This window comes from Rosenbergiella epipactidis (assembly GCF_018494055.1).
GTDB lineage: Bacteria > Pseudomonadota > Gammaproteobacteria > Enterobacterales > Enterobacteriaceae > Rosenbergiella > Rosenbergiella epipactidis.
The window spans coordinates 28370-46695 of record NZ_JABBFQ010000005.1 but is presented as its reverse complement, the minus strand read 5'-3'; the positions used below and the strand labels follow the sequence as shown (position 1 = coordinate 46695).

Here is an 18326-nt window from a genome sequence, read left to right as displayed (position 1 = left end):
CTCGCTTATCACCCGACTCCTCATTCCGATCCGACTTGCTGGCTGAAGGACGGTGTTGTGAAGGTTCCCTGTAATGAAGAAGGGGATGCCGTGAGCGAAGGCAGATTCCCCTTGAGATTGACACTAAAGTTACCTTGCCCGGACAAAGGACGTGGCCAGAACCAATGGGTGAAAGCCTCGTAAGGCACTCTTTCTCCCTGAAGTGAGAGGGTAAAAGGGTGCGTCGGAGATTGGGATATCGCCAAGTTGCCGATCATCGGCCCCTCCTGTATCAATCCTTTTATATCTTGCACACGTAATTCGTCAGGGGTCGCGCTGACTTTGAACCAGAGCGCCCGAATATCTTGGCGATTAAAGGTTGCGGCGGCGGCATAGTATTCTGCCTCGCCCTTCCAAAGCCCCCACTGGTGCTGTTGGGCGATCTGTAGCTGACTCCCCGTAATATGAGCGGCGGTCATCTGGAAAGGAAAGTCGGGGGAAATATCAATAAAGAGGCCATTTTCCACACTGAGGTTATTAAGCGTAATCGACTGAATAGCCTGGGGCAGCGGTGACTGCAGGAACTGACGCCAATCGCTGGGTAGGGTATAGCGAACATTGCTGAAATCCAGCTTGTCTAGCTGCAGCGCGCCGGTTTTTCTTAGCCACTGGCCTTTGGCGGAGACGGTCCCTTTCGCCCAATCGGCATCAAATTGGTCGAGAGTAAGATTGCCCTCTGCCGCGGTGAGTCGTAAATGAGGTTGCGACCACTGTTCTGTGCCCAACATCAGGCTCTCTGCATTGAGCGCTAAGTGACCTGCGAGTCCTGAGATGTTGCTAAGGTTCTGGCCATTGGCTGAGACATCGTTGATCACCCAATTTCGGCCAACGATACTGAGATGGTTGATCGTGAGGTCCTGAATTGTCACAGGGGGAAGCATCGCTGGAGCGAAGAGATCGGCTAGCCCTTTATCGGTTTGAAAACGGATATTATCGAGTTGCAGTCTAGGGATTTGCCACTGGCCATCCGCCGACCGTGAAAGTTTTCCCTCAAAAGTCCCACGCTCAACGGCCCCAGATAATGCGGTGATCGTTAACTGCTGAAAATCTTTACTCCCCTGCGCGATCAACTTATCGAATTGCCGATGCGCGACATGCACGTCTTCCGCTGAAAAATTGAAGGTGAATCGTTTACCTAAGACCGCTTGTTGACTCGGTGTCCAAGGGGTTAACGTCCCATTAAGCTGTTTTGCTGAGAGGCAGTTAGTTGGATACGGGTTTAATAATTTAACCGCCTGAAGCTCTAAGCGATCGGCGCTGATCGGGAGTGTCGCTTCAGGGGTTAAATTACTGAGGACCAATGTGCCTTGTTCAATTGTAATCTGCGCGAAATGAGCTGGGCTAATTAGCTGGCGAGCGGTGAGGGATAGCGACAATTTACCAGCAATCAGCAGCGCAGGTTGACCATCTTCACCGAAAGTGACCTGATCGATATGAAAGGTTAAGGGATGCGACCAATCATGGGAAAGTCGTGCAATCGATAAATGATAAGGCGTCGCATCACTGATCCAGCGGCAGGCTGCGGCGATGCCCCAATGGCTACGTAGCACGGCATAGCCGAGACTCAGTAGGAGCACGATGAGTAGCACAAGAGAGAGCAGTAATTTAACGAGTAACTTCATCGACGTTTCCTAATGATGAGCGAACTGTTGGTTATGCCTCAAAATCACTGTTAGCTCAAGGAGCATCAAGACGACTGACTATCGGGATCAATAATCAGTCGGATAATATGACTTATTCCTCGCGAGGCAAAATCAGGTTTAACACGATAGCGGTTACGCCACCGGCGGCGATTCCTGAGGAAAAGAGTGTGCGCAGCCACTCAGGCGCAAACTGAAGGATTTCTGGGTGTTGCGACACCCCTAATCCAATCCCTAACGATAATGCCATCACCATGATTGCGCGGCGATTTAGGGTTTCCCGTGCCACAATACGTACGCCAGAAGCGGCAATGGTACCAAACATCACTAAGGTTGCGCCACCGAGCACCGGCTCGGGGATATTCTGTACAATATCACTGACCGCAGGAAAAAGCCCCAACAGCATCAACATTATCGCGACAATAAACCCGACATAGCGGCTGGCCACCCCGGTCAGTTGGATCACACCATTGTTTTGACCAAAACAGGAATTAGGGAAAGTATTAAACAGTGCCGAAACACAGCTATTGATACCGTTAGCCAGCACCCCACCCTTGAGACGCTGCATATAAAGAGGGCCTTTTACCGGCTGTTCTGAGACGTCTGACGTTGCGGTAATATCACCAATGGTTTCCAGCGAGGTCACCATAAATACCAACATCAGCGGCAGTAATAAATTCCAATCGATCTCAAGCCCATAACGTAAAGGCTGCGGCCACATCACCAGTGGGTGCGTGGCGCTTGGCAGCGCACTCGGTAATACTCCCATCGCCCAGGCTAGGACGTAGCCGATAAGCATGGCAATAAACAGCGCGGCAATTCTTAAGTAAGGGTTTTTTTGGCGATTCAGCAGGATGATGGTGGCTAGCACCACCCCTGCCAACAGTAAATTCGTCGGCGAGCCAAAACTATGGTCTGCCATCGCGCTAAAGCCTCCCCCAACGGAGGTTAAGCCGACCTGAATCAACGACAGGCCGATGATCATGACGACAATTCCCGAGACCAGAGGGGTGATGACACGCTGAACATACGGGAGTATTCGCGAAATAATCATCTCGGTACAGGAAGCAATCATGAGGGTACCGAAGAGTGCCGCCATCATGTGAGAGGTATCTGCTCCCCCTTGTTTTAAGGCAAGGCCCCCCATAATGAGCGGCGACACAAAGTTAAAGCTCGTCCCTTGAACTGACAGTAGCCCTGATCCAATTGGGCCCCAAGTTTTAATCTGTAATAGCGAGGCGATGCCAGAGGCAAAGAGCGACATGCTAAGAATATGTCGTGTATCTTCTGCCGGTAAGTCTAAGCCCTTGCAGATTAGCAGTGCTGGCGTAATCACGGCCACAAACATGGCCAGCAGGTGTTGTAAGGCGGCAAAGACAGCTTGTGGAAGCGGAGGACGAGCTTCCAGCGTATAAATGAGCTCACTACGCGGAGCGGGTGGCGGGTTTTCAGTCGGTTCGACACGTTCGGCGGACATAGTTTTTCTCTGGCAGAGTCATAAAAAGGGGCAATTTTAAAGGAGTCGGGTACGATTGCAAACGATTGCTTTGACGAAAACCGCTCGCGATAGTTTATACATTACTGAACAGCGTTTTGGCCGGTAGCCATCGTTCAATCAGTGCCTTCGACTGTTCGGGGTAGTGCTGGTGGAGATGCCTGGCGATACGCTGTATTTCTGGGATTAAGCGTTGATCACGCACTAAATCCACAACTTTAAACTCAGCGTTTCCGGTTTGTTTGGTCCCGAGCAGTTCTCCCGGGCCACGGATCTCCAAGTCATGCTGAGCAATAACAAATCCATCATTGGTATCGCGCAGCACCTGTAGGCGCTTTTGCGCCGTTTTACTAAGAGGCGGTTTATACAATAAGACACAGTGTGAGGCGACAGCACCACGACCGACTCGTCCGCGTAACTGGTGCAGCTGGGCCAAGCCAAGACGCTCGGCATTATCGATAATCATCAAACTTGAATTCGGGACATCCACGCCCACTTCAATGACGGTCGTCGCAATCAGCAGATCCAGTTCATGACTTTTAAACTGTTGCATGATCTGCTGTTTTTCAGCCGGTTTCATTCTACCGTGCACTAAACCGATGCGCATTGCGGGGAGGGCAACTTGAAGTTCGAGTAACGTGTTCTCAGCGGCTTGCGCTTCGAGCTGCTCTGATTCTTCAATCAAGGTACAGACCCAATAAGCTTGTCGACCCTCGGCACAGGCTTTCTCGACGCGGGAAATTATCTCACTACGTCGAGAGTCTGGAATGGCGACGGTCGTGACCGGGGTACGTCCAGGGGGGAGCTCATCAATGGTTGATGTCTCGAGATCGGCATAGGCCGTCATCGCTAAGGTACGGGGAATAGGGGTCGCCGTCATGATTAATTGATGCGGATGGAAGCCTTGTTGCTGACCTTTTTCCCATAGTGCGAGACGTTGATGAACACCAAAACGGTGCTGCTCATCGATGATTACCAGCGCCAAATGTTGGAATTGGATATGTTCTTGGAAGAGGGCGTGAGTGCCGACGACCATGTGCACTTCGCCGCGGGCAATACGTTCTTGCTCGGCAGCGCGCGCTTTTCCTTTCTGTTTTCCGGCTAACCAGCCGACTTGAATGCCAAGGGGTTCGAACCAAGTTCGGAAATTATGCGCATGTTGTTCAGCAAGTAGCTCGGTAGGAGCCATCATTACCACTTGCTGGTCGGCGGCAATGACTTGTAATGCGGCCAGTGCGGCCACCAAGGTTTTTCCCGATCCCACATCGCCTTGTACCAGTCGCAACATCGGATAGGGATGCGCCAAATCCTGTTCAATCTCCTTGACGACCCGTTGCTGAGCGCCGGTCGGCGTAAAGGGGAGCTGGCTTAACAGTTGTGCCGACAAACGGTCATCGGGTTTAAAGGATAAGGCACGATACTGCTGCGCTCCGGCCCGTGCTTGTAACATACTGAGCTGATGGGCCAATAGCTCTTCGGTAATCAGGCGTAGTTGCGCAGGATGACGGCCCAACTCGACATCGGCTAACTGCATCTCCGGAGGTGGGCGGTGTAATAGCTGTAATGCTTCCGTCAGTGACAGTAGGCTGCGACAAAGTTCTTGCGGCAATAGCTCCTGAATAGGGTTATGTTGCAGCAATACCAGTGCTTGATCGGTTAAATTACGCAGCGTGGCTTGGCGTATGCCCTCGGTTGCGGGGTAAACCGGCGTTAAAGTCTCCTGCAGGGCGATGGCTTGTTGCTCATCCTGCTGGCGATATTCAGGGTGTATAATTTCTGGACCGCGCTGTCCGCGTCGGATCTCGCCCCAGGCAATGATTCTTTTGCCAGTCGCTAGGCCATTTTTCATCCCGGCATTGAAGTTGAAAAAGCGTAGCGTGAGGGTTCCTGTTCCATCACTGATTTGACACACCAGCATGCGTCGACGGCCAAAGGTGATCTCGCTGTGTAACACCTCGCCGCAGACGGTAGTATGTGAACCGGCTTGTAAGTCATTGATGGCGGTGAGATGCGTACGGTCTTCGTAGCGTAAGGGCAGATGTAACAGTAAATCTTGTAACGTATGAAGGCCGATTTTCGCTAACTTGGCGGATTGGCTGGCCCCGACACCGGTCAGCGTAGTGAGCGGAATGGCATCAAGCAGGCGACCTTTCATCGTTTTCTCGTGGCCTGCATACTGTCCCACCATGCCTGTTCGGCATGAATGTTACCGTCGTGGTCAATATGTGGATAAGGTAAGCCCTTATGCTTGGCGACCCGAGCAAGGGTAGGATAGCCGCCTTCAAACAGCAGTCGTTGCTGCTCTTGTGGGTCTATATCGCTATAGTCGCGCTGATATAAGCCGGCGACTTGGCGTTGGCGCTGGGCTTCGTACAAGATTAAGGCCGCCGCTACCGAGACGTTGAGTGACTGCACCATTCCGAGCATGGGGATCACGATATGGTGGTCAGCCAGGGCTAGCGCTTGGTCACTGATACCGGTTTTTTCTTGGCCAACAATAATACAGGTCGGTTTGGTGTAATCGATCGCTCGAAAATCAACCGCCTTATCGCTCAAGTTGGTGGCGAGGACCTGCATACTTTGCGCCTTGAATACAGACACTGCCTGCTCAATGCTGTCATGAGTATGGACATTGACCCAGTTATTGCTGCCCGCTGAAGAGGAGACAGCCGTTCGCATCCGTTCTTCAGGCCACACGGCATGAATATTATGGATACCAATCGCATCGGCGGTGCGAATAATCGCCGAAATATTGTGTGGCTTATGGACTTGTTCAAGACACAGGGTCAGGTCGGGCTGGCGTCTCGCCAGCATTTCCTGAATTCGAGCAAGTCGTTGGGAATTCATAAGCTTAGTTACGATTCCGTTGGACTTTGATGACATCGGACATCACACGTAGTTTACGCATGATATTCGCAAGATGGACACGATCATGAACGGTAAGCCGTAAATAAGCGGTATATACCCGGCCATCGCGCTCCTCGGTATTCAAGCTTTGAATATTGGAGCGCGCTTGGTTAATCGCTGCCGTTAAGTTGGCTAATACCCCTTGATGGTTGAACATATCGACCTTCAATTCGGCGATAAAGTCTTGTTCAGTATGGGTATCCCACTCGACTGGCATAAATTTCTCAGCATCTTTGCTGAAGCCGCGGATATTACGGCAGGACTCATGATGCACCACTAAGCCTTTGCCGGGGCTAATATGTGCCAAGATCGGATCGCCAGGAATCGGACGACAACATTTAGCAAAGGTAATCAATACGCCTTCAGCCCCTTTGATAGGAAGCTTGTGGCGCTTCGGATTACCGCTGGTTGTCGTCTCATGCGCTTCAGGTTGCGGCAGAAGGTTCTTAGCCACGACGACACTCATCGCGTTACCGAGGCCAATTTCGGCCAGTAGATCGTCGAAGCTGGCGAGCTTCATACGCTCGAGCTCGTGCTGAATGCTCTCTTGCGGGACTTCAGCCAGTTTTTTACTGCCACCCAGTGCGTGGCTGAGTAAGCGCCGACCCAGTAAGACGGAGTCTTCGCGTTTAAGATTCTTAAGCAGCTGACGAATTTTGGCGCGCGCTTTCGAACTGACGACAAAGTTTAACCAGGCTGCGTTAGGGCGTGCCCCTGGCGCGGTAATGATTTCTATCGTCTGGCCACTGGTCAACGGTTGTGACAGAGGATAGGGTTGTCGATCCACTCTCGCCCCAACACAGGCATGACCAATATCGGTATGGACTGCGTAGGCAAAGTCGACCGGTGTCGCCTCGGCGGGCAGTTCAACGATACGGCCTTCTGGGGTGAAGACATAGATTTCATCAGGGAACAGGTCGGACTTCACGCTCTCAATAAACTCAAAAGAGTTACCCGAGCTTTGCTGAAGTTCAATTAAGCTCTGTAACCAGCGTTGGGCGCGTAGCTGTGCGGTCGTTACGCTTTCGCCTTGCTGTTTATAGGCCCAGTGTGCAGCGACACCCATTTCAGCCATCTGGTCCATATCTTCAGTACGGATTTGGACTTCAACGGGAACGCCGTGCGGGCCGATCATCGAGGTGTGCAAGGATTGATAGCCGTTCGCCTTGGGGATAGCGATATAGTCTTTCATTCGGCCTGGACGTGGCTTAAATAAGCTGTGCATTTGGCCCAGGACGCGATAACAGGTATCGATATCTTTGACGATGACCCGAAAGGCATAAATATCCATAATGGAATGAAAACGCTGCTCTTTCAGGTGCATTTTACGATAGATCGAATAAAGATGCTTTTCACGTCCGCTGACGCGACAAGGGATACCCGCCTCTTGTAAACGGCCGTCTATCTCACTCAAGATGCGTTGAATCATCTCTTTACGGTTACCGCGTGCCGCCTTAACGACTTCTTTGATCACTCGGTAACGGTTAGGATACAAAGCCTCGAAGCCGAGTTCTTCCAATTCCGTTTTTAGGTGATGGATACCGAGTCGATGGGCAAGCGGGCTGTAGATTTCGAGTGTTTCAAGCGCGATACGACGACGTTTATCGGTACGCAACGAGCCGAGCGTACGCATGTTGTGCGTACGGTCAGCCAGTTTAATTAAGATCACGCGGATGTCTTGCACCATCGCCATGATCATTTTGCGAAAGTTTTCTGCTTGCGCTTCTTTCTTATCCCGGAATTTAAGTTTATCCAGTTTAGAAACGCCCTCAACCAACTCGGCGACGCTTTCACCAAATAGCTGCTCGATTTCTTGATACGTGACGGCGGTATCTTCAATCACGTCGTGCAGTAAAGCGGCCATAAGTGTTTCATGGTCCAGCTTCATCCCTGCCAAAATACAGGCAACGGCTACTGGGTGGGTGATATAGGGCTCACCACTCGAACGAGTTTGTCCTTCGTGAGCATCACGCGCGACAAGGTAAGCCTGCTTGAGACGTAGAATTTGGTCTTCAGGCAGGTACTTTTCAATCAGTTGGTTAAGGCTTTCAAACAGATACAAGGGCTACCTTCACTATAAGAATTAACGACGGCCTTCAGCGATAGCATTGACGGCTTGCAGTTCTGCCGCTTCTTGCTCGTGCTGGTCTTGGCGTTCACGCACATCAAGAATACTGTTGGTAATTAAACCTTCTTCGATTTCGCGTAACGCGATGACGGTTTGCTTATCATTTTCTTCAGGAACCAGTGCGTCTTTGCCGCCGGTTTGTAATTGACGTGCGCGGCGTGCAGCAACTAACACTAAGTCAAAACGGTTGCCCACTTGTTCTACTGCATCTTGTACGGTTACGCGTGCCATATAGGTATTACTCCACTGATCGGGTATAGATAAGGCATGATACTGAAGCTAATTCAGTCTGCCAATAATTTGCTAATTAGCGCACTGTGTCGAGATTTTTGACGATGCATCCGTAAGCGTTCTGCGCGGATGATCGTCTTTAAGTCAGACAGTGCGAGATCGAAATCGTCATTGACGATCAGATAATCGTATTCGGCATAGTGGCTCATCTCATCAACCGCTTTTGCCATTCTAGACGCGATGACATCACCGTCATCTTGACCTCGCCCACGTAATCGACGATCGAGCTCATCTTGTGAGGGAGGAAGGATAAAAATACTCCGCGCGCCGGGCATTTGTTGACGAACTTGCTGAGCACCCTGCCAATCAATATCCAAGAAAACATCCACACCCGTCGCCAACACTTGTTCGATGGCATGACGCGAGGTGCCGTAATAGTTGCCAAACACTTGTGCATGTTCGAAAAAAGCGTTTTCCGCGATCATCGCGGTAAATTCTTCTTTCGTCACAAAGTGATAGTGCTCACCGTGCACTTCGCCTGGACGGATATTTCGCGTGGTGTGAGAAACAGAAACCTGAGTGTCGTACAACGGCTGGGTTTTCAGCAACGCTTGGATCAAACTCGATTTACCCGCACCACTGGGAGCGGAAACAATAAATAACGTACCTTGGGCCATAGTCTTCTTGGATTAGATAAAGAGCGGGGACAATATCTGAGCCATTATACACAGCCTTTACTCATGAAGCAGTCTTTTGTCTAAAAAAGCAGAGAAAAAGGGGGCAATTTTAGGCAATTAAGCGATTTGTTCTCTGTGGTGAAAGGACATTGATGGCTGATTTTTTACCCAGGCGAGGGGAGAAAGTGAAGGGTGGGAAAGACATTCATAAGATAAATTTAGCTAAATAGAAGGTAAACGCTCTCGCAAAATGTGTTGAGGTTATTCGAATTAACAGCTTGAATATAATCGAATTATATCAACATGGATGAGATAATGATGCGTAATATTAATCGGGCAGTAATGGTATTCATTGGGAGTAATTTAGTCGCTAATGCGTACGCCAGCGATAACTACCTCGCTTCTTGGGATGATGTATCGGTAGAGGTAAGTGCAGGCGTGCTTTCTACTACCACTAAATAGCGTGTCTATGATCCAACAAATGGTCATAAAGACAGTCAATTAAATTGGCGTGTAAACAACGCGCCGGTCTTAAAAGGTGCGCTGGAGTGGCGTGTGCTACCGAAACTTTCATTAGGACTTGAAGGATGGAGCACCGTTGCGAAGCGTGGTGGGGTAATGAGTGATTATGACTGGGAAGATGAAAGTCAAAAAAGTTGGACGTCTAAAAGTTACCACCCTAAAAGTCAGTTAAATCATGCCAATCAATTCGATCTTAGCCTGAAATATTGGCTGCTCTCCAATGACGATGCTCGCGTCGGTATCGTCAGCGGCTACCAACAGACACGTTATCGCTTCAGCGCTTACGGAGGGCAATATAATTACAATAATGGTCAATACGTGGGTGATTTAGCGAATAGTCTTCTCGGTATCTCATACCGCCAAACCTTCAAGACTCCCTATATTGGATTATTAGCTTCTTACCGCTATCAACAATGGGAAGTTGGTGGCGCAGTGAAATACAGTGCTTGGGGAAGAGCTTCAGACGTGGATGAGCATTATCTTGCCAATACCACCTTTAAATCGTCCCTGACTAGGCAGAAGTTTGCAGCCTTATCTTTAAATGGTGGGTATTATCTGACTGATAATACGATACTCTACCTTGAAGGAACATGGGGGCGTACTTTTAATCAAAAAGGCACTAGCCGTTACCATGATCGCGATGAGGGTATCTCGAGTTCGGACAAAAACAGTGCTGGAATCGAAAGTACGTCATTGATGGCTAACATTGGTTTGCGTTATAGCTTCTAATCAACTCCTTCTGGTCGGAATACTCGATGGCTATGAGTTTCGATGACCTATATCAACTCAAGCTATCGGGTATGTTATATTATTATCTTTGGCCTCGGGGTGCGTAAGGTGGACCGGGGCCAATGCTTTCATTTTGCCTTGCTTCTTTTATTCATCATCCAGGGGTTGCTATGATCAAAAAAATCGGTGTATTGACCAGCGGGGGAGACGCGCCCGGCATGAATGCTGCGATTCGCGGCGTTGTGCGTGCTGGTCTTGCGGAAGGTTTAGAATTATTTGGCATTTACGACGGTTACCTCGGGTTGTATGAAGATAGGATGTTGAGCTTAGACCGTTACAGTGTGTCGGATGTCATTAACCGTGGCGGCACATTTTTAGGTTCTGCGCGATTCCCTGAGTTTAAGGAAGAGGCCGTTCGCCAAATCGCTATCGAGAATATGCGTAAGCGTGGTTTAGATGCCTTAGTCGTTATCGGCGGAGACGGTTCCTACATGGGGGCGAAGCGCCTAACGGAGATGGGATTTCCGTGTATTGGTTTACCCGGCACCATTGATAATGATGTTGCAGGCACGGATTACACCATCGGTTACCAAACTGCTCTTGAAACAGTGGTCGAGGCGATTGACCGTCTGCGTGATACTTCCTCTTCGCATCAACGTATCTCGATTGTGGAAGTCATGGGACGCCATTGCGGGGATCTGACGCTTTCAGCGGCGATTGCGGGAGGATGTGAATATGTGGTGTTACCTGAGATCCCTTATACCCGTGAAGAGTTAGTAGCGGAAATTCGCGCAGGTCTCAAAAAGGGTAAAAAACATGCGATTGTGGCCATCACTGAATTGATTTGCGACTGTGCGGAACTGGCACAATATATCGAAAAAGAGACGGGAAGAGAGACTCGTGCCACAGTCTTAGGTCATATCCAGCGGGGGGGAGCGCCCTGTGCTTTCGACCGTATCCTTGCCTCGCGAATGGGCGCTTATGCGGTCGATCTACTCCTTCAAGGCTTCGGCGGTCGTTGCGTTGGGGTTCAAAATGATCGCATGGTCCACCACGATATTATCGATGCTATTGAAAACATGCGTAGACCTTTCCGTGGTGATTTAATGGCGACCGCTAAGCGACTCTATTAACGCCATGCTGCTATATGCTTTTGAGATATAAAAATACACTTTTTATTCTTTAAATTCTGCAACATCTCATGTCACTCTACGTCTAATAAACGATAAGGGGTGACTATGAAAAAGTGGCAACTCGGCGTAGGACTGCTGATGGTCTCTGCTAGCGTGCTAGCCAAGGACTATCAGCTGTTAAATGTTTCTTACGATCCAACCAGAGAGTTTTATGAGCAGTACAATAAAGCTTTCTCGGCTTACTATAAGCAGCAAACCGGTGACAACGTGGTCGTGCGTCAGTCTCACGGTGGTTCAGGTAAACAAGCCACTTCGGTGATTAACGGTATCCGAGCCGATGTTGTGACTCTCGCTTTGCAATCTGACGTCGATGCTATTGCGCAGCGGGGTCGTATTGATAAGCAGTGGCAAAAAAGGCTACCCGATAATTCAGCGCCCTATACCTCAACTATCGTCTTCCTCGTTCGTAAAGGGAATCCAAAAGGGATCCACGACTGGAACGATCTGATTAAGCCTGGCGTAAATGTTATCACCCCTAATCCCAAAACCTCTGGCGGAGCACGCTGGAACTATCTTGCCGCCTGGGGTTATGCGCTAGATAGCCACCATGGCGATGCTAAACAAGCTGAAGCTTTTGTCCGAGCATTGTATAAGAACGTTCAGGTGCAGGACTCCGGTGCTCGAGGGGCAACCAATACCTTTGTTGAACGCGGTATCGGCGACGTACTTATTGCCTGGGAAAACGAGGCCTATTTAGCGGTGAATAAACTGAAAAAAGACCAGTTTGAAATTATCACCCCGAAAGAATCTATTCTTGCCGAGCCGACGGTTTCTCTCGTGGATAAAGTCGTGGATGAGAAAGGTACCCGCCCAGTGGCTGAGGCCTATCTGAAACACCTCTATTCCCCGCAAGGACAACAAATCATTGCGCAAAACTATTATCGCCCTCGAGATAAAGCGGTTGAGAAACAGTATTCAGCCGTGTTTAAGCCTCTCCATCTGTTTACGGTTGATGAGAAGTTCGGCGGCTGGGCGAATGCTCAAAAAACACATTTCAGTGACGGCGGAACCTACGATCAAATTATGAAACCACAATAGTTGCTGACATTTCGCCGAGAAGTCGTACACTGGTTCTACGGTTCTCGGCGGGATAATGAAGATGAATTGGGTAGTCGTAAAAAGGATCTGTATCGTCAGTATTGTTTGTATTATGGTGTATGGCGCGTGGCGCGGCTATGCGCTTCATCGCCACAGCGATGCATTATGGAATATAGTGAGCCGTCAGTGTGTTCCTCATCAGCAACAACAACATTCGCCAACCCCTTGCCAACAAGTTAACCTTTCTCAAGGCTACGCGCTGCTGAAAGATAAAGTCGGTATTGCTCAATATTTATTAATTCCGACGGCTCAGGTTTCGGGTATTGAGAGCGATAAACTCTTGGACCCTACTACGCCCAATTATTTCTCATTAGCATGGTCATTGATGCCGAGGGTAAGCCAGCGCTTGGAAAAGCCTATACCGAACACGCTACTTTCTTTGGCGATTAATTCGAAATGGGGCCGATCGCAAAATCAGCTACATATTCATCTATCCTGCTTACGCGGTGATGTTCGCCAACGTTTAGCGGAAAAGCAGTCGACGTTGACCGAACAGTGGCAACGGCTTTCATTGCTTAACCATCCCTACTGGGTACGTACACTGACGCTTGAGCAACTTAACGCTCGCTCTTTATTTCAACGTGTCTTTACTGAATTACCCGATATCGATCCGAGCAGTGGCAGAGAAGGGATTGCTGTCACAATGCTTGCTGATGGGCGACTGGTCGTGTTGGTCTTACGCACGGATTGGGTGAGGGGGATACTGGGCTCAGCGGAAGAACTGCAAGACCATCAATGCGATGCAGTATAAAATCAGTATCGCAGCGAGGCTGCGATACTGCTGTATGATTAGGCTTTGGCTGCTGCGGCAGCTTTCACGATAACGCTAAACGCGTCGGCTTTTAGGGAAGCTCCACCGACCAGTGCGCCGTCGATATCGGGCTGACCGAATAGCTCCGCCGCGTTTTTATCGTTGACTGAACCACCGTATTGAATGATGACTTGTTCAGCCACTTCGCGGCTTTGCTTCGCAATATGATCACGAATAAATTTGTGAACCGCTTGTGCCTGCGCTGGGGTTGCTGATTTACCGGTACCAATGGCCCATACTGGTTCATAGGCAATGACAGCGCCAGTGAACGCTTCAACACCTTGAGCCTTGATGACGGCATCAATTTGACGTGAACAGACTTCTTCTGTTTTACCCGCTTCGTTCTCTGCTTCGGTTTCTCCGATACATAAAACGGGGATAAGGCCTTGCTGTTTTACAATCGCAAATTTCTCAGCAACCAGTTCATCGGTTTCATGATGGTAGGTGCGGCGTTCGGAGTGGCCGAGGATAACGTAGCGTGCGCCGGTGTCTTTCAGCATTTCTGCAGAGGTCTCACCAGTAAACGCGCCGGAGAGGTTTACATCGATATTTTGCGCACCAACACCGATATCGCTGCCTTCTACTGCCGCAACAGCTTGAGCCAAATACAGGGCCGGTGGGGCGATAACGACTTTACACCCTTGCACTTCTGCAAGCGCTGAACGCAGACCACTGATTAGCTCTGCTGTAAGGTGTTTACTACCATTAAGTTTCCAATTCCCCATTACTAATGGATGTCGCATGCTTTCCTCCGCATTACGCGCTTGAGTAAAATGCTATTACCTAGGGGTAATAGCGTCTAAGTTCACTATAAACTGTGTCGAAGCCCCCAACTTGCGTAGGATCACAAACCGGTGGATCATTTGGTCTCACTGAGTATCAATTTAACGGGTTCTGCAGCAAAGGTCATGCCCCCTTCACCTTTATCAGACAAAATATACCGTACCGCGCCTTCATTCGATAGCGTATAAGCTTTCCCTTTTCCCACCGTCAACAGTTGTTCGAGGTATTCACGGCACTGCTTAGTCGTCAGTTGTGGTGAGAAAAAGTGAATGATATTGGTGATATAGCTCATGGCTTGCTGGCGAGAGACGGTGGCTTGATTTCCTGGTACCGGCAGCCAGGTGAGCTGGATCGATTTAATTTTTGCCGTTCCCACTTCTAGCGCGGTCGAGGCATAGACCGTTTCACTGATTTTGGTCGCTGCAATAGTCACTAATTTCTGCATTGATCCTGTTTTAATCGCCCGAAATTCTTGCAGAGGAGTGGTGGGGAATTGTTGGCTAAATTGCTGGCGAAATTGAGTGATCGTTAGCTCAAAGGTGGGAGCATCAGGCGATAGGTAAGGGGCCGTTTCGGGTAATGGCATCGATACAGGATGCGCATTGACCTGCTTGGCCACCCCGCAGCAAAGGAGTATTAGGGAAAAATAAGCGGCGTATCGCATGCGAGTCCCTTACCAATAGTGTTCACTGGTGATATGACCGGGTTTTCTGCGAAGATGCTTACGCAGCCCACGTTGTTCTTTAAGATACTTTTGAGTTTCTCTCACCATCTCTGGGTTACCACAGATCATAACATGGCTCTGTTCAGCAGAGATGTGCGTGCCCACTGCGTCTTCTAATGTGCCGTCATCCAGTAATGCCGGGACGCGCCCCCGTAAACTCTCCGCAGAGTCTTCTCGACTAACGACCGTTTGTATCCGTAATTTATCGCCATAGCGCTGCTGGAGTTCGTGGAATAACGGGACATAACTTAGGTCGGCAGCATAACGGGCGGCATGAACCAGAATAATCGTCTCGAAGCGCTCTAGGTCGTCGCCTTGCGCTAAAATAGAAAGATAGGGGCCGATAGCCGTGCCAGTCGCAATCATCCATAGTTCTTTGGCGTCGGGGACCTCATCTAATACAAAATACCCGGCGGCCTCTTCGGTGACTAATACTTCGTCACCGGGTTTCAGTGATAACAGTGCTGGGCTTAGCCGTCCTTCGGGGACATGGACAAGATAAAACTCCAGAGGTGTTTGGCTGGGGGCATTAACATAAGAATATGCCCGCTGCACGGTCTCACCTTCAAGCGTTAGGCTAAGTTTTGCAAATTGCCCTGCAGTAAAAGGCGCGATGGGCGCATCGACAATTAAACTAAAAAGGGTGTCAGTCCACGCCTTGACCTCAATAATTTTTCCTGTACACCAAACCGCCATCATTGCCTCCAGTAAGTCACTATTTTCGTTATTATCAGGTCAAGCTACTGACCGTTTTAATCCATTGCTGGCTTTGACGTTGACCGTCAATCAGTAAACTATGGGTCGTTATCGACGACTCTGAAGCCTTAACGCCTTTCAGTAGATCGCCATCGGTAATTCCCGTTGCGCTGAATAATACATTGTCGCTTTTCGCCAGATCGTCTAATCGAAGCACTTGCCCCAGTGTCAGTCCCATCGCTTGGCAACGGGTCGTTTCCTCGCGACTGGCGAGACTGTTTTCAGCGCTACAGCCTTTGACCTGTTCGCGGGTGAGTAAGCGAGCCTGCATATCCCCCCCTAGCGCCCGGATGGCCGCGGCAGAAATAACGCCCTCCGGCGCGCCGCCGATACCGTACATGACATCGATAGGTTGGTCAGGGAAACAGGTTAATAGCGACGCGGAAACATCTCCATCGGGAAAGGTGAAAACCCGAACCCCTAGCTGATAAAGGGCAGCGATAACCGGCGCATGACGTGGCTTGTCGAGGATCGATACCGTTAAGTCAGCGAGGTTTTTATGCAATGCCTGGCTAATACGTCGTAGGTTCTCTTCGAGAGTGAGATGCAGATCGATAACCCCTTTTGCTGCAGGGCCAACAATCAACTTCTCCATATACATATCTGGGGCATGGAGCAGCGTGCCAGCTTCGGCCACCGCCATCACCGACAAAGCATTCCCTTGACCAAAGGCCGTCATCCTCGTGCCTTCTATTGGATCGACCGCAATATCGATTCGCTGGCCAGACGCGTGCCCAACTTTTTCGCCGATATAAAGCATGGGGGCATCGTCAATTTCGCCTTCGCCAATCACGATAGTTCCGTCAATAGGCATAGCATTGAGTTGCTGGCGCATCGCGATCACCGCTGCACCGTCTGCGAGGTTTTTATCACCTCGTCCGAGCCACCGAAAACCAGCGATTGCTGCAGCTTCGGTCACGTAATTGAAGGGTTGTGTGAGTGTGTGTTTCATACTGAGTCATTAGGTTAGTCAGAGAAAACAGGGACTCAGTGTAACATAGCGAGGAAAGGGGAGGGATGCCCCCTGCAGAGTGCAGGAGGCAGTGAGTGCTATTGTTTAGCACTCTGGGTGCTATTCTTCTTTTTCCCAACCTCTGACGCGTGAGACCGCTTTTTTCCATCCCGCGTAACGATAATTACGTTCGGTCGTTTCAATGGAAGGGCGGAATTCTTTCTCCACAACTGATTTCGAACGCACTTCTTCTAAATCGTTCCAGAATCCCACAGCAAGGCCTGCCAAGTAAGCCGCGCCTAACGCCGTAACTTCTTTAACTTCAGGACGTTCCACATGCGCACCTAAAATATCGGCTTGGAATTGCATGAGGAAATTATTGGCTACCGCTCCGCCATCGACGCGTAGTGTTTGTAAACGGGTATTCGCATCATGCTGCATCGCTTCCAACACATCGCGCGTTTGGAAGGCGATCGATTCTAATGTCGCCCGAATAATATGGTTAGAATTCGCACCACGGGTGAGGCCAAAGATGGCTCCACGCGCATAGGGGTCCCAATAGGGTGCGCCTAAGCCAGTAAAGGCGGGCACCATGTAAACGCCATTAGAATCTTTTACCTTGTTAGCAAAGTATTCTGAATCGTCGGCATCATTAAAGAGTTTAAGTTCGTCACGTAACCATTGAATCGATGCCCCTCCGATAAAGACCGCGCCTTCTAACGCGTAATTCACTTCACCCCGCGGGCCACACGCGATGGTCGTTAATAATCCGTTTTTCGAGGTGATCGCTTCTTTACCGGTATTCATCAGCATAAAGCAGCCGGTACCGTAGGTATTTTTTGCCATACCGGGTTGAACACAAAGTTGTCCGTAAAGTGCTGCCTGTTGGTCGCCCGCTATCCCAGCAATCGGAATACGCGTGCCGCCCTTACCGCCGATATTGGTTTGGCCGTATACCTCTGAAGATGCTTTGACCTCCGGTAAAATTTCACGCGGGATATCAAGTAAATCCAGCATCTTCTGATCCCACTCTAAGGTGTGGATGTTAAAGAGCATGGTACGTGAGGCATTGGTATAGTCCGTAATATGCACACGGCCTTGAGTCATTTTCCACACTAACCAGGTATCGACGGTTCCAAAGAGAAGTTCACCGCGTTTCGCTCGTTCGCGTGACCCTTCAACGTGATCAAGAATCCACTTAACCTTAGTCCCTGAGAAGTAAGGGTTGATGACGAGGCCAGTGGTGTCACGGATATAATCTTCGTAGCCTTGGTCTTTTAACCCTGAACAATAATCGGCGGTACGGGGATCCTGCCAGACGATGGCATTATAAATCGGTTTACCCGTTTCTTTGTCCCACACAATCGTAGTTTCGCGCTGGTTAGTGATACCGATCGCTGCGACTTCATCTGAACTAATGTCGGCATGGGCTAAGACTTCGACCAGCGTCGAGCTTTGTGTCGCCCAAATATCCATTGGGTCATGTTCTACCCAGCCGGTTTTCGGGTATATTTGCTCGAACTCACGTTGTGAAACGGCGACGATGTTCGCATCGTGATCAAGAATAACGGCTCTAGAGCTAGTTGTTCCTTGGTCGAGCGCGACGATATATTTTTTTTCTTTGATAGACATAGTGAGTTC

The 18326-nt window shown here is 49.8% G+C and carries 16 protein-coding genes and 1 pseudogene; 5 read left to right on the top strand and 12 right to left on the bottom strand.

Annotated features, from left to right (window positions below):
• Window positions 1-20 precede the first annotated feature (20 nt).
• From HGT71_RS09525 to gmk, 7 genes are all read right to left on the bottom strand, one after another.
• Window positions 21-1661, bottom strand: a complete 1641-nt coding sequence (locus HGT71_RS09525; protein ID WP_214217565.1) for an AsmA family protein — start codon at window positions 1659-1661, stop codon at window positions 21-23.
• A 112-nt stretch (window positions 1662-1773) separates the two neighbouring features.
• Window positions 1774-3156: a uracil-xanthine permease family protein gene (locus HGT71_RS09520; protein WP_214217564.1), complete on the bottom strand. Its 1383-nt coding sequence runs from the start codon at window positions 3154-3156 to the stop codon at window positions 1774-1776.
• Window positions 3157-3250: 94 nt separating this feature from the next.
• Window positions 3251-5329, bottom strand: coding sequence for an ATP-dependent DNA helicase RecG (gene recG, locus HGT71_RS09515; protein WP_214217563.1), 2079 nt, complete (start codon window positions 5327-5329; stop codon window positions 3251-3253).
• Window positions 5326-6021, bottom strand: coding sequence for a tRNA (guanosine(18)-2'-O)-methyltransferase TrmH (gene trmH, locus HGT71_RS09510; protein ID WP_214217562.1), 696 nt, complete (start codon window positions 6019-6021; stop codon window positions 5326-5328). Before trmH ends, recG begins: the two co-directional genes overlap by 4 nt.
• Before the next feature lie 4 nt (window positions 6022-6025).
• Complete coding sequence (gene spoT, locus HGT71_RS09505; RefSeq protein ID WP_048913036.1) at window positions 6026-8143, bottom strand: bifunctional GTP diphosphokinase/guanosine-3',5'-bis pyrophosphate 3'-pyrophosphohydrolase; 2118 nt, start codon at window positions 8141-8143, stop codon at window positions 6026-6028.
• A gap of 21 nt (window positions 8144-8164) precedes the next feature.
• Window positions 8165-8440, bottom strand: a complete 276-nt coding sequence (gene rpoZ, locus HGT71_RS09500; RefSeq protein ID WP_048913035.1) for a DNA-directed RNA polymerase subunit omega — start codon at window positions 8438-8440, stop codon at window positions 8165-8167.
• A 53-nt stretch (window positions 8441-8493) separates the two neighbouring features.
• Window positions 8494-9117 (bottom strand): guanylate kinase, encoded by a 624-nt coding sequence (gene gmk, locus HGT71_RS09495; protein WP_048913034.1) that lies wholly within the window; start codon window positions 9115-9117, stop codon window positions 8494-8496.
• Window positions 9118-9435: 318 nt separating this feature from the next.
• Here gmk and HGT71_RS09490 point away from each other — a divergent pair, with 318 nt between their 5' ends.
• The 5 genes and pseudogenes from HGT71_RS09490 (at window position 9436) to HGT71_RS09470 (ending at window position 13410) form a co-directional block, all read left to right on the top strand.
• Window positions 9436-9579, top strand: a complete 144-nt coding sequence (locus HGT71_RS09490) for a hypothetical protein (RefSeq protein ID WP_214217561.1) — start codon at window positions 9436-9438, stop codon at window positions 9577-9579.
• 12 nt (window positions 9580-9591) lie between these two features.
• Window positions 9592-10368: pseudogene (locus HGT71_RS09485) on the top strand (omptin family outer membrane protease); the annotation flags it as partial.
• A gap of 170 nt (window positions 10369-10538) precedes the next feature.
• Window positions 10539-11501 carry a 6-phosphofructokinase gene (gene pfkA, locus HGT71_RS09480; RefSeq protein ID WP_048912990.1) on the top strand — a complete coding sequence of 321 codons (963 nt, stop codon included), beginning with the start codon at window positions 10539-10541 and terminating at the stop codon, window positions 11499-11501.
• A 105-nt stretch (window positions 11502-11606) separates the two neighbouring features.
• The gene (locus tag HGT71_RS09475; RefSeq protein ID WP_214217560.1) at window positions 11607-12599 is read left to right on the top strand and encodes a sulfate ABC transporter substrate-binding protein; all 993 of its coding nucleotides are present in this window, start codon (window positions 11607-11609) and stop codon (window positions 12597-12599) included.
• 61 nt (window positions 12600-12660) lie between these two features.
• Complete coding sequence (locus HGT71_RS09470; protein ID WP_214217559.1) at window positions 12661-13410, top strand: CDP-diacylglycerol diphosphatase; 750 nt, start codon at window positions 12661-12663, stop codon at window positions 13408-13410.
• A 38-nt stretch (window positions 13411-13448) separates the two neighbouring features.
• Here HGT71_RS09470 and tpiA read toward each other — a convergent pair whose 3' ends face one another.
• The 5 genes from tpiA to glpK all read right to left on the bottom strand — a co-directional run bounded on the left by tpiA (window position 13449) and on the right by glpK (window position 18317).
• A complete protein-coding gene (gene tpiA, locus HGT71_RS09465) occupies window positions 13449-14213 on the bottom strand; it encodes a triose-phosphate isomerase (protein WP_048912987.1) in 765 nt (254 codons plus the stop codon).
• Between the two features lie 116 nt (window positions 14214-14329).
• Window positions 14330-14917 carry a DUF1454 family protein gene (locus HGT71_RS09460; RefSeq protein ID WP_214217558.1) on the bottom strand — a complete coding sequence of 196 codons (588 nt, stop codon included), beginning with the start codon at window positions 14915-14917 and terminating at the stop codon, window positions 14330-14332.
• 9 nt (window positions 14918-14926) lie between these two features.
• On the bottom strand, window positions 14927-15673 hold the full coding sequence (gene fpr / locus HGT71_RS09455) for a ferredoxin--NADP(+) reductase (RefSeq protein WP_048912986.1): 747 nt from the start codon (window positions 15671-15673) through the stop codon (window positions 14927-14929).
• Between the two features lie 34 nt (window positions 15674-15707).
• A complete protein-coding gene (gene glpX / locus HGT71_RS09450; protein ID WP_214217557.1) occupies window positions 15708-16685 on the bottom strand; it encodes a class II fructose-bisphosphatase in 978 nt (325 codons plus the stop codon).
• Window positions 16686-16805: 120 nt separating this feature from the next.
• Window positions 16806-18317, bottom strand: coding sequence for a glycerol kinase GlpK (glpK, locus tag HGT71_RS09445; protein WP_214217556.1), 1512 nt, complete (start codon window positions 18315-18317; stop codon window positions 16806-16808).
• Window positions 18318-18326: the final 9 nt, after the last annotated feature.

What these genes read in the sequence shown, in the direction of transcription:
- rpoZ (WP_048913035.1), bottom strand. Translation starts at nt 8,440, where the DNA reads ATGGCACGCGTAACCGTACAAGATGCAGTAGAACAAGTGGGCAACCGT.
- HGT71_RS09475 (WP_214217560.1), top strand. Translation starts at nt 11,607, where the DNA reads ATGAAAAAGTGGCAACTCGGCGTAGGACTGCTGATGGTCTCTGCTAGC.
- glpX (WP_214217557.1), bottom strand. Translation starts at nt 16,685, where the DNA reads ATGAAACACACACTCACACAACCCTTCAATTACGTGACCGAAGCTGCA.
- fpr (WP_048912986.1), bottom strand. Translation starts at nt 15,673, where the DNA reads ATGGCGGTTTGGTGTACAGGAAAAATTATTGAGGTCAAGGCGTGGACT.
- gmk (WP_048913034.1), bottom strand. Translation starts at nt 9,117, where the DNA reads ATGGCCCAAGGTACGTTATTTATTGTTTCCGCTCCCAGTGGTGCGGGT.
- recG (WP_214217563.1), bottom strand. Translation starts at nt 5,329, where the DNA reads ATGAAAGGTCGCCTGCTTGATGCCATTCCGCTCACTACGCTGACCGGT.
- HGT71_RS09460 (WP_214217558.1), bottom strand. Translation starts at nt 14,917, where the DNA reads ATGCGATACGCCGCTTATTTTTCCCTAATACTCCTTTGCTGCGGGGTG.
- glpK (WP_214217556.1), bottom strand. Translation starts at nt 18,317, where the DNA reads ATGTCTATCAAAGAAAAAAAATATATCGTCGCGCTCGACCAAGGAACA.
- trmH (WP_214217562.1), bottom strand. Translation starts at nt 6,021, where the DNA reads ATGAATTCCCAACGACTTGCTCGAATTCAGGAAATGCTGGCGAGACGC.
- HGT71_RS09490 (WP_214217561.1), top strand. Translation starts at nt 9,436, where the DNA reads ATGCGTAATATTAATCGGGCAGTAATGGTATTCATTGGGAGTAATTTA.
- HGT71_RS09470 (WP_214217559.1), top strand. Translation starts at nt 12,661, where the DNA reads ATGAATTGGGTAGTCGTAAAAAGGATCTGTATCGTCAGTATTGTTTGT.
- pfkA (WP_048912990.1), top strand. Translation starts at nt 10,539, where the DNA reads ATGATCAAAAAAATCGGTGTATTGACCAGCGGGGGAGACGCGCCCGGC.
- HGT71_RS09525 (WP_214217565.1), bottom strand. Translation starts at nt 1,661, where the DNA reads ATGAAGTTACTCGTTAAATTACTGCTCTCTCTTGTGCTACTCATCGTG.
- HGT71_RS09520 (WP_214217564.1), bottom strand. Translation starts at nt 3,156, where the DNA reads ATGTCCGCCGAACGTGTCGAACCGACTGAAAACCCGCCACCCGCTCCG.
- tpiA (WP_048912987.1), bottom strand. Translation starts at nt 14,213, where the DNA reads ATGCGACATCCATTAGTAATGGGGAATTGGAAACTTAATGGTAGTAAA.